At 65.5% G+C, this 10,492-nt stretch carries 11 protein-coding genes; 1 reads left to right on the top strand and 10 read right to left on the bottom strand.

Translation table 11 applies throughout. The features are described from left to right. The 9 genes from A5906_RS43720 to murJ form a co-directional block, all read right to left on the bottom strand. Positions 1–832 (bottom strand): MiaB/RimO family radical SAM methylthiotransferase (locus A5906_RS43720; RefSeq protein ID WP_245326567.1); only part of this gene is annotated, 832 nt, incomplete at its 3' end. A gap of 206 nt (positions 833–1,038) precedes the next feature. Continuing rightward, positions 1,039–1,719 carry an HAD family hydrolase gene (locus A5906_RS03055; RefSeq protein WP_080134047.1) on the bottom strand — a complete coding sequence of 227 codons (681 nt, stop codon included), beginning with the start codon at positions 1,717–1,719 and terminating at the stop codon, positions 1,039–1,041. Between the two features lie 5 nt (positions 1,720–1,724). Continuing rightward, positions 1,725–2,180 carry a Fur family transcriptional regulator gene (locus A5906_RS03050; protein ID WP_080133760.1) on the bottom strand — a complete coding sequence of 152 codons (456 nt, stop codon included), beginning with the start codon at positions 2,178–2,180 and terminating at the stop codon, positions 1,725–1,727. A gap of 37 nt (positions 2,181–2,217) precedes the next feature. After that, on the bottom strand, positions 2,218–2,703 hold the full coding sequence (gene rimI, locus A5906_RS03045; RefSeq protein ID WP_080133759.1) for a ribosomal protein S18-alanine N-acetyltransferase: 486 nt from the start codon (positions 2,701–2,703) through the stop codon (positions 2,218–2,220). Beyond that, positions 2,700–3,392 carry a tRNA (adenosine(37)-N6)-threonylcarbamoyltransferase complex dimerization subunit type 1 TsaB gene (tsaB, locus tag A5906_RS03040; protein ID WP_080133758.1) on the bottom strand — a complete coding sequence of 231 codons (693 nt, stop codon included), beginning with the start codon at positions 3,390–3,392 and terminating at the stop codon, positions 2,700–2,702. The genes rimI and tsaB overlap by 4 nt, the downstream gene beginning before the upstream one ends. A gap of 222 nt (positions 3,393–3,614) precedes the next feature. Next, positions 3,615–4,184: a NifU family protein gene (locus A5906_RS03035; RefSeq protein WP_080133757.1), complete on the bottom strand. Its 570-nt coding sequence runs from the start codon at positions 4,182–4,184 to the stop codon at positions 3,615–3,617. A gap of 169 nt (positions 4,185–4,353) precedes the next feature. Continuing rightward, on the bottom strand, positions 4,354–4,848 hold the full coding sequence (locus A5906_RS03030; RefSeq protein ID WP_080134046.1) for a universal stress protein: 495 nt from the start codon (positions 4,846–4,848) through the stop codon (positions 4,354–4,356). 105 nt (positions 4,849–4,953) lie between these two features. After that, positions 4,954–6,006: a tryptophan--tRNA ligase gene (gene trpS, locus A5906_RS03025; RefSeq protein WP_080134045.1), complete on the bottom strand. Its 1,053-nt coding sequence runs from the start codon at positions 6,004–6,006 to the stop codon at positions 4,954–4,956. Positions 6,007–6,095: 89 nt separating this feature from the next. Continuing rightward, entirely contained in the window at positions 6,096–7,628 is a 1,533-nt protein-coding gene (gene murJ / locus A5906_RS03020) for a murein biosynthesis integral membrane protein MurJ (RefSeq protein WP_080133756.1), read from the bottom strand. Between the two features lie 125 nt (positions 7,629–7,753). Between murJ and A5906_RS03015 the strand changes: the two genes are divergently transcribed. Further along, positions 7,754–8,755 carry an adenosine kinase gene (locus tag A5906_RS03015; protein ID WP_080133755.1) on the top strand — a complete coding sequence of 334 codons (1,002 nt, stop codon included), beginning with the start codon at positions 7,754–7,756 and terminating at the stop codon, positions 8,753–8,755. Between the two features lie 263 nt (positions 8,756–9,018). On the opposite strand, the gene A5906_RS03010 is transcribed toward A5906_RS03015, so the two are convergent. Then, complete coding sequence (locus A5906_RS03010; RefSeq protein ID WP_080133754.1) at positions 9,019–10,212, bottom strand: serine hydrolase domain-containing protein; 1,194 nt, start codon at positions 10,210–10,212, stop codon at positions 9,019–9,021. Positions 10,213–10,492 lie beyond the last annotated feature (280 nt).

Genomic DNA, 10,492 nt, shown 5'->3' with positions numbered 1-10,492 from the left:
CCGACTGCACCGGCAGGTGGACGAACGGCATCAGGGCTTCGAGATCGCGATGGGCCGCAATCAAACTGTCATCGACATCGCGGGGATGGCTGGTCGAATAGCGCAGCCGCGCGATCCCCGGAATTGCCGCAAGGTGTTCGAGCAACCGGCCGAGCGGCCAGGTTTTTCCGTCAGGCCCCTCGCCGTGATAGGCGTTGACGTTCTGCCCGATCAGGGTCAGCTCGCGCACGCCGTTGTCGGCGAGCCGCTTCACATCATCGACGATCTTTGCCACGGGGCGGGAGACTTCCGAGCCTCGTGTGTACGGCACGACGCAGAAGGTGCAGAACTTGTCGCAGCCTTCCTGCACGGTGACGAAGGCGGAAATGCCGCGCGCGCGGATCGCGGCGGGCTTCGGCTGGGCCAGGAAGCCGAACTTGTCTTCGGCCGGGAATTCGGTCTCGATCGCGCGGCCTTCGTTGCCGGCGCGCTTCAAGAGCTCCGGCAGATGATGGTAGCTCTGCGGTCCCACCACGACGTCGACGACCGGCGCCCGGCGCACGATCTCCTCGCCCTCGGCCTGCGCCACGCAGCCGGCGACCGCGATCTGCATCGCGCGGCCCCCGCGCGCGGCCTCGTCCTTGGCGACGCGCAGCCGGCCGAGCTCGGAATAGACCTTCTCGGAGGCCTTCTCGCGGATATGGCAGGTGTTGAGGATGACGAGGTCGGCGTCCTCGGCGCTCGCCGTCTCCACGAATCCTTCCGGAGCCAGCGTGTCCACCATGCGCTGGGCATCGTAGACGTTCATCTGGCAGCCATATGATTTGATGTGCAGCTTGCGCGGCGGCGTCATGGAACCCGAAATGGCGGTGGAGGACGGCCCTCAGATATAGGCTGCAGTGGCGAAAATCCAGCGAATGGGGGCATTTTCGGCCGTCATTCCGGGGCGCGTGCTAGCGCGAGCCCGGAATCCAGAGGTTTTGGCGCGAGATTCCGGGTTCGATGTTCCGGGCTGCGCTTCGCGGTCCTGGCGCATCGCCCCGGAATGACGGCCAGAGGCTAGCCTGCCAGAGCGTCAGCCCCGATCCGCCGGACCAGTTCAGGCAATTGCCGCATGTCGTCGAAGGTCAGTCCGGCGCCGGCAGCCCGCAGCCGTTCGGCATGCCCCGGGGGGCAGTGACTGCCGCCGTGAAAGCCCAGCACGGTCATGCCGGCGGCGTGCGCGCCGGTCACCCCGGGGACGCTGTCCTCGATCACGAGACATCGTTCCGGCGCGACCTTCATCTGCGCGGCGGCGAACAGGAAGAGGTCGGGCGCGGGCTTGCCGCGCGCGACCTGGCTCGCCGAAAAGATGTGCGGTGCGAGCAGGTCGTGGAGCCCGGCGCAGGTCAGGCCATGATGAATCTTGTCCGGCGTGCCGCTCGATGCCACGCATCTCGGCAGATCGATCGCGGCGATCGCGGCGGCGACATGGGTGATCGGCTGCAGATCGCTGGCGTAGAATTGCAGCGTGGCCGCATTGACTTGGCTCTCCAGGTCGTCGGGCAGGCTGCGGCCGATTTCCTGCTCGACCATCCGCCGCGCATCTTTCTCCGATACGCCGAGAAAGCGGACCAGCACCTGCTCCGATGTGATCGGATAGCCGTGCCGCGTCAGCACATCCGCATGCGCGCGACAGGAGATGACCTCGCTGTCCACGAGCACGCCGTCGCAATCGAAGATGATGAGATCGATGGGCACGAAACTCAAGACGTCGGCTTGTCGTCGTCGAGCGGGACGCAATAGAGCTCGAGCCGATGATCGACCAGCTTGTAGCCGAGCTTGCGGGCGATCTCCGCCTGCAGTTTCTCGATCTCTTCGGAGGTGAACTCGATCACCTTGCCGTCGCGCAGATTGATGAGGTGGTCGTGGTGGCTGTCGCGCATCGTCTCGTAGCGCGCGCGGCCTTCGCGAAAATCATGGCGTTCGATGATACCGGCATCCTCGAACAACTTGACGGTGCGATACACGGTCGAGATCGAGATCTTGTCGTCGACGGCAACGCAGCGCCGGTACAATTCCTCGACATCGGGATGATCGACCGCCTCCGCGAGCACCCGGGCGATGACGCGGCGCTGCTCGGTCATGCGCATGCCGGTGGCGGCACAGCGCGCCTCGATGCCGGTCGCCTTGGATGCAGAAGAGGGTTTCAGTGCGGTCATGATTGTCTGCCTGACGGGGCGCTTATTGCCATCGATGTTACGACAAGTCACGTCGCATCAGAAGGGCGTTCAATTGTTCCCCGTTCGGCTGCTTATAGTAGCGTTCGCGGCGTCCGACCACTATGAATCCGGCCCGGTCGTAGAGCCGCCGCGCCGGCTGGTTATTTTCCTCAACTTCAAGAAATATCGTGCGCACGCCGCGGCCCGCGAGATGGCCGAGATGGGTCATCAGCAGCGCGCGGGACAGGCCGCGGCCACGATGGGCCTGGTCGACCGCGACCGAAAGGATCTCCGCCTCGTCCGCGCCGATCCGCGAGACGGCAAAGCCGATGATCTTGCGGCCGAGGCGCAAGCGATGCACGAGCGTGTTGCGCTCGCTGATCATGCTCTCGAACTCCGCTTCGCCCCAGCCATGCGCGAAGGAGGCGCCATGAAGCTCAGCCAGCCGTGCGGCATCGCGCAGGGAAACCGGCTCGACGGCGGCCGTGCCGCCGCGCCACCATTCCAACAGCCATCCCATCATGAGCTTGCGGCTTGTGCGAACGGCGGAGTTGCGGCCGGCTTTGCGTCGGGCGCCTTCAGATAGAACGGCCGCGCCGGATTGGTCTCGGGGTCGGCGGCTGCGCCGAGCCATGCGACCCAGCCGATGTCGGGCGCGGGCTGCGCGTCGACCGCGATCGGCTGCGGCATATCCTTCGGCCAGCGATCGGCGAGAATATTCGCGGCATTGCCGACGAGATGCGGCGCGCCGAATTGCGAGGCCGCGATCGCATCATTGATGGGCGCGATGCCCGGCCGCACCAGCTGACTGCCGTCGCCAGCGACGATCTGGAAATAGACGTGATCGTGCCGCGCATCGATCGCGGAAATCACCGGTGCTGATTTGCTCTGGGCGACGACGGTGGCGGCATAGGCTGACAGCGTCGTCAGCCCGACGGCCGGCCGTTTCGCCGCAAGCGCGAGGCCGCGCGCCGCCGAGATGCCGACACGCAGGCCGGTGAAACTGCCGGGGCCGACGGTGACGGCGATGCGGTCGAGCGAGGTGAAGGCGAGATTGGCCGATCGCATCACGCGCGCGACCATCGGCATCAAGGCCTCGGCGTGGCCGCGCTTCATGAGCTGCTGCTCCTGCGCAAGCAGCTCGCCGGCGTCGGTGTCGAGCACGGCCGCCGCGCACGCTTCGAGTGCAGTATCGATGGCAAGGATCAGCATGAAACAGCGGCTGGCGGGTGGCGAATGCAGAGCAGTCTAGCGAACCGAGCGCCTATCCGCCATTCATCACGCACGATTTGCAGGCCCCCAAATGCCACCCTACCACAACCGTCATTCCGGGATGGTGCGTTAGCACCAGACCCGGAATCTCGAGATTCTCAGGCGCGCAACCGCGCGCCGGAGCTCGGTCCTGCGGACCGCCCCGGGATGACGACTTCGTCGTCACATCGGCCGGACTTCGACCACATCGGGCACGAAGTGCTTGAGCAGGTTCTGGATACCGTGCTGGAGCGTTGCGGTTGATGACGGGCAGCCCGAGCAGGCGCCCTTCATGTTGAGATAGACGATGCCATCCTTGAAGCCGCGGAAGGTGATGTCGCCGCCGTCATTGGCGACCGCCGGCCGCACGCGGGTCTCGATCAGGTCCTTGATCATGTCGACCGTCTCGGCATCGGCCTCGTCGAAGAACTCGTCCTCGTCGTCGAGATCGACATCGCCCTGCGCTTCGCCGCCGGCGAGCAGCGGCGCGCCGGACATGTAGTGCTCCATGATTGCGCCGAGAATCGCGGGCTTGAGCTGCTGCCATTCACCGCTCGCTTTCGTCACGGTGATGAAATCCGATCCGTAGAACACGCCGGTGACGCCGGGCACGTCGAACAGCTTTTCGGCCAGCGGCGAACGCGCGGCCGATTCGCGGCTCGCAAATTCCATCGGGCTGCCGTCGACGACGACCCGGCCGGGAATGAACTTCAGCGTGGCGGGATTGGGGGTGGCTTCGGTTTGAATGAACATGGTTTTCTCCAGACGTCGCCGGTTCAAGGCCGGCGCGTGCTCTATCACCTAGCAGATGGCGACGGGGAACGCACGATCAAGGGGGCGGAGGGGCGTTCTGCAATTATATCAGCAGGTTAGGGGCTTCGTTCCGCTCTCCCCGCAAGCGGGGCGAGGTGAAGACAGCGGCCTACACCAGCGAATCCACGCTCTGGTCGCTCAGCGCGCCCGAAATGATCGTCACCGGCACCGGGAACGTGCCGAGCGCATGCGCGAGCAGCGCGACCAGAGGTCCAGGACCCTCCGCGCCGGGACTGGCGGCGAGCACCAGCATGGCGATATCGGGGTCCTCGTCGATGACGGCGAGCAGCTGTTCCATCGCGGCCCCTTCGCGGATCACCCGTTCCGGCGTGATCGCGGCGATGCCGTTGGCTCTGCCGGCGGCGCGGTCGAGCGCGGCCTCGGCCGCCTCCTGCGCCTCGGCGCGCATGATATCGGCGACGCCGAGCCACTCCTGCGTCTGCTCCTCGGGCTCGATGATGCGCAGCATCACCACGCCGCCGCCGGCCCGGATCGCCCAGCGGCTGGCGTAATAGACCGCGCGATCCCATTCGGCGCTGTCGTCGACGACGACGAGGCATTTGGGCTTGTGACCCGGCTCGAAGCAAAGTCGCTTGCTGGTCATGCATGTCCCGGCATGTGCACGGCCGGCATGCTGCCACACTCCCGCAATGTTTGGGAGGGGCGAAGCGGCCGGCGCCGTGGCGCCAGCCGGTCTCGCGATTGCGCCTTAGCGCCGGCGGATGAAGCCGACGATGTCCTTCGACAGCTTCATGGTCTCGTCGGCGATGGCACGGGCCCGGTCGGAACCCTCGTTCAGGATCGAGTCGATATGGCCGGGGTCGGCGACCAGGCGCTTCATCTCGCCGGCGATCGGGGCGAGTTTTGTCACGCACAGCTCCGCCAGCGCGTTCTTGAAGCTGGAGAACTGGCCGCCGCCGAATTCACGGAGCACGTCGGCCTTGGAGCGGCCGGAGAGCGCGGCGAAGATGCCGACGAGATTGTCGGCCTCGGGGCGGGCTTCCAGGCCTTTCTCTTCAGTCGGCAGCGGCTCCGGATCGGTCTTCGCCTTGCGGATCTTCTGCGCGATGGTGTCGGCGTCGTCGGTCAGGTTGATGCGCGAATTGTCGGAGGCATCCGACTTCGACATCTTCTTGGTGCCGTCGCGCAGGCTCATCACGCGCGTCGCCGGGCCCGTGATCAAGGGTTCCGGGAGCGGGAAGAACAGGCCGTCGGGGGTGCCTTGGCTGCGGATGGAGTCGCCGAAGTCATTGTTGAACTTCTGCGCGATGTCACGCGACAGCTCGAGATGCTGCTTCTGGTCCTCGCCAACGGGAACGTGGGTGGCGCGGTACAGCAGAATGTCGGCCGCCATCAGCACGGGATAGTCGAACAGGCCGACGGAGGCATTCTCGCGGTCCTTGCCGGCCTTCTCCTTGAACTGGGTCATGCGGCCGAGCCAGCCCATGCGCGCGACACAGTTGAAGATCCAGGCGAGCTCGGCGTGTCCGGAGACCTGGCTCTGGTTGAACACGATGTGCTTTTTGGGATCGATACCGGCCGCGATGAACGCCGCTGTCACCTCGCGGGTGTTGCGCGCGAGCTCGACCGGTCCACCCCAGACGTCCACGCCCTGCGTGATCGCGTGCATGTCGACGACGCAATAGATGCAGTTGTGGGTTTCCTGCATCTTCACGAAGTTGACGATGGCGCCGAGGTAATTGCCGAGGTGCAGATTGCCCGTCGGCTGGACGCCCGAAAAGACCCGTTCAACGAATGGCATGGTCAGCCTTCCCATAGGTATTCGGCCGTCGTTTCCAACAGCGGCGCTGCCCCGTCAAGGGTAATTCGCTTGTCCCACGCCGGGCCGGGCTAGGCAGGCCGCTTCAAGGCGGCAGCCGCCTCGCGCCAGGAGGCGGCGCCGAGGGTTTGCAGCAACAGGCCATAGACGGCGATCCCGGCCGCGATCTGCACGCCCAGCACGATGGAGCGGATCAGGCCATGCGCCCCGGCGGGCACGAGATCCGCGGACAGCCAGAGCAGGGCGCCCATGGCGGCCGCAGCGAGCACGATCCGCGGCAGCCGTTTTCGCGCGGCCGCGTCCACCGAGAAGCCGAACTCGCTGGTGCCCTTCCGGAGCAGCGAGAGCGCGCTGCTCCAGGCTCCGGCCGCGATGCTCGCCGCGATCCCGCTGGCGCCGAAGACATGACCGAGCAGCACGGCGAGCGCGACCGCGACCACAAAACCTTTGGCCGTCGCGAGCAGCGGCGCCATCGTGTCGCTGCGGGCGAAGAACGCCGGCGACAGCGCCTTGATCATCACGTGGGCCGGCAGGCCCAGCGCCAGCCACATCAGCGCGTGCGCGGTCGCAATGCTGTCCCCCGCACCGAAAGCGCCATGCTCGAACAGCAGCCGCACGATCGGCTCGGCCAGCACGATCAGGCCGAGCGTCGCCGGCAGCGCCAGCCCGGCCGCGAGCTCCAGCGCGCGCGATTCCGCGTGCGCCACCGCCTCGCGGTCGCCGCTGCTGACGGCCCGCGTCAGCTCCGGCACCAGCACGGTGCCCATGGCGACGCCGACGATGCCGAGCGGCAGCTCGATCAGGCGATTGGCGAAATAGAGCCAGGAGACAGCAGAGGGCGTCGCCGACGCAATGATCGCGCCCGCGACCATCAGCCATTGCGGGCCTGAGCTCGCGATCATGCCGGGAATGGCCTTCGCGAAGAAGCCGCGCATCTCCTTGTCGAAGCTCACCCGCAGCGGTGTCGCAAGATTCGCACTGCGCTGTGACAGCAGCATCAACAATTGCAGCAGGCCGGCGATGCCGACGGTCGCCGCCAGCATCCACGCCGCGAACGTCGCGTCGGGATGTCCGACGAGCAGCACCGCAATCGCGGCGATCAGCGCGATGTTGAACAGCAGCGGCGAGAAGGCGGTCAGCGCAAAGCGCGCTTGCGCATTGAGCAGCCCCATCAGCACCGTAACGGGCCCGGCAAAGGCGAGATAGGGCAGCATCAGCCGCGCGTTCGCGACGGCGAGATCGAGCGTGCTGCTGCCGAGAAAGCCGGGCGCGATGATCGTGATGATCAGCGGCATCACCAGCGCAACGACGGCCGAGATCGCGATCAGGGCCGCGCTGACCGTCGCCAGCACGCGTCCTGCGAATGCGGAAGCGGCTTCCTCGCCATCGCGGTCGCGGACGCGCAGCCAGGCCGGGATCAGCGCCGCGTTCAGTGCCCCCTCGCTGAGCAGCCGCCGCACCACATTGACGAGCTGGAATGCCGCCAGAAAGGCATCCGCCACCGCGCCGGTGCCCAGCAGAGCGGCAATCATGGAATCGCGCGCAAAGCCGAGCAGGCGCGAGGCCAGTGTTCCCGTCGAGACTGTCAGGAAGGAACGGATCATGGGCCTTTAATAATACCGTTGCTTGCCCGCGAAGGCCCGGTCGTGATAGGCCGCGAGCCAGATTCCAGTCCGACAGGAAGCGGATTTCCGCAGGGATCGCAATCCGCCAAACAGGATCAAGGTGAATGGCTGACGTGAAATATGACGTTCTCGGGATCGGCAATGCGCTGTTCGACGTGCTGGTCAGGACCGACGAAGCCTTTTTGGCCAAGCACGGGATGACCAAGGGCAGCATGTCCCTGATCGACGAGGCGCGCGCCGCCGCCATTTACAAGGACATGGGCCCGGCGACGGAAGTTTCGGGGGGATCTGCCGCCAACACCATCGTCGGCATCGGCAGCCTGGGGGCGCGCGCTGCCTATGTCGGCAAGGTCAAGGACGACCAGATCGGCAAGCTCTACGTCCACGACATCCGCGCTGCCGGCGTCGCCTTCAACACACCCGCCGCCAAGGACGGCCCCGCCACCGGGTGCTCCTACATCCTGGTCACGGATGACGGCGAGCGCACCATGAACACCTATCTCGGCGCGGCGCAGGATCTGTCGCCCGCCGATATCGACCCGGCCGAGATCGCGTCCGCCGGCATCGTCTATCTCGAAGGCTATCTCTGGGATCCCAAGAACGCCAAGGACGCCTTCGTCAAGGCGGCCAAGATCGCCCATGACGCCAGGCGCAAGGTGGCGCTGACGCTGTCGGATTCGTTCTGCGTCGATCGCTATCGCGACGAGTTTCTCTCGTTGATGCGGGGCGGCACCGTCGACATCGTGTTCGCCAACGAGTCCGAGCTGCACTCGCTCTACATGACCTCGGATTTCGACACCGCGCTGAAGCAGCTGCGCAACGACGTCAATCTCGGCGTCGTCACCCGCAGCGAGAAGGGCTGCATGGTGGTCTCGTCCGAAGACGCCGTCGCGGCCCCGGCCTTCCCGGTCGACAAGGTCGTCGACACCACCGGCGCCGGCGACCTCTTCGCCGCCGGCTTCCTCTACGGCCTTGCGCGCAACCTCGCGTACAAGCAATGCGGCGAGCTCGGCGCGCTCGCGGCGGCCGAAGTGATCCAGCACATCGGCGCGCGGCCGCTGGTGTCGCTGAAGGAGCTCGCCGGCCAGCGCGGGCTGACGGTTTAAGGCTCGCTCTCTCCCCGGTCATTGCGAGCGAAGCGAAGCAATCCAGAATTTTTCCGCGGAGACGGACTGGATTGCTTTGCTTTGCTACGCTCGCAATGACGAGTTTGCGGCGCGCGCTTCCCACATTCTCCACTTTCATCGCCCGCGAAGGCGGGCGATCCAGTACGCCGCGGCTTCTCGATTTCTCCCTACCGTCTCTGGAATACTGGATCCCCCGCCTGCGCGGGGGATGACGGTCGTCGCGCCGTGAGAGACGTGCTAGCTCACGCTGCCTTCTGTCCGCTCCCCGCATCGAGCCCGGCATAGACCCCGCGCTCGAATCCCGTGAAGGCCTCGATGCACTTGGCGTCGATGAACGGCAGCACCTGCATCAGGATCACGCCGGAAACATCGCGCGCCGGGTCGATCCAGAAATAGGTGTTGGCCAGACCAGCCCAGGCGAGGCTGCCGGCACTGCGGCCCTCCGGCGTCTTGGCGGTATTGATCAGGAAGGACAGCCCCCACTTCTTCACCATGTCGGGGAAGAGATCGACATCGTTGGTGTACATGGGCGCAACCGTCGTCATCTTGCCGATGGTGAGATCGCCGATGTGGTTCTGGCCCATCAGCGCGACCGTCTCGGGCTTCAGAACCTGGTTGCCGTTGCCGCGGCCCTTGTTGAGGATCATCTGGGTGAACTTGATGTAGTCGCCGGCAGTGCCGTAAAGGCCGCCGCCACCCATGCAAAATTCCGGATTCTGCTCGATCTCGAACGGGATCGGCGCCAGCGATCCATCCTCGCCGCGAGCATGGGTGGCGACCAGCCGCTTGCGCATGTCGTCGGTGATCTTGAAGCCGGTGTCGCTCATGCCGAGCGGGGTGAAGAGATTGTCGCGCAGATAGGCATCGAGCCGCTTGCCGCTGGCGGCTTCCACTGCCTTGCCGACGAAGTCGATGTTGATGCCATATTCCCAGCGCGTACCGGGATCAGACATGATCGGCGTCTTCAGCGCGATGTCCTGGCAGGAGAAGATGTTCGGGGTTCCGGTCTTCTCCAAATAGAGCGCGAGATCGCCATTCCACACATTGTAGGCAAAACCGGCGGTGTGGGTCATGAGCTGGCGCAGCGTGATCGCGCCCTTGGCCGGCCGCAGCTTCGGCTCGCCCTTGGCGTCGAAGCCTTCGAGCACCTGCGGCTTGGCGAGATCGGGCAGCACCTCGCCGATCGGCGCATCCAGCGACAGCTTGCCCTGCTCGACCAACTGCATCGCGCCGGCCGACGTCACCGCTTTCGTCATCGAGGCGATCCAGAACACGCTGTCCAGCGTCATTGCATCGGGCTTGGAGAGGTCGCGCTTGCCGAACGCGCCCTGGTACAGCACATCGTTACCGCTCGCGGCGATCGCGACCACGCCGGGAATCTCCCTGGCATCGCTGGTCTTGCGCAGAATCTCGTCGATCTGGGCCTGGCTCTGCATGCGCGTTTCCTCCGGTTTGATTATTGTTGGAAGTGATCGATTGTCCTCCTGCAGGTCGCATACGGCAAGCGGCCCAACCTGCGGGCTTCGGTCGCGATGTCGTGACTTGACGGCCCGCCCCCCAGGCAGGACGACAAGGCTGCTGAACTGCAACACTCCGTCACAATCTGCGGTGGATGACCGCGACGAACCGTGACCGTGGATGGGGCCTGCCGATATGTTTCGCGTGTTTGAAGCACTTGAAACATTTTGTGCGTTGCGACGTTCAGCACTCGGCCAA

Origin of the sequence: Bradyrhizobium sacchari (assembly GCF_002068095.1) — a bacterium.
Taxonomy (GTDB): domain Bacteria; phylum Pseudomonadota; class Alphaproteobacteria; order Rhizobiales; family Xanthobacteraceae; genus Bradyrhizobium; species Bradyrhizobium sacchari.
The sequence above is the reverse complement of the archived record's forward strand: the minus strand, read 5'-3'. Positions and strand labels throughout refer to the sequence as shown.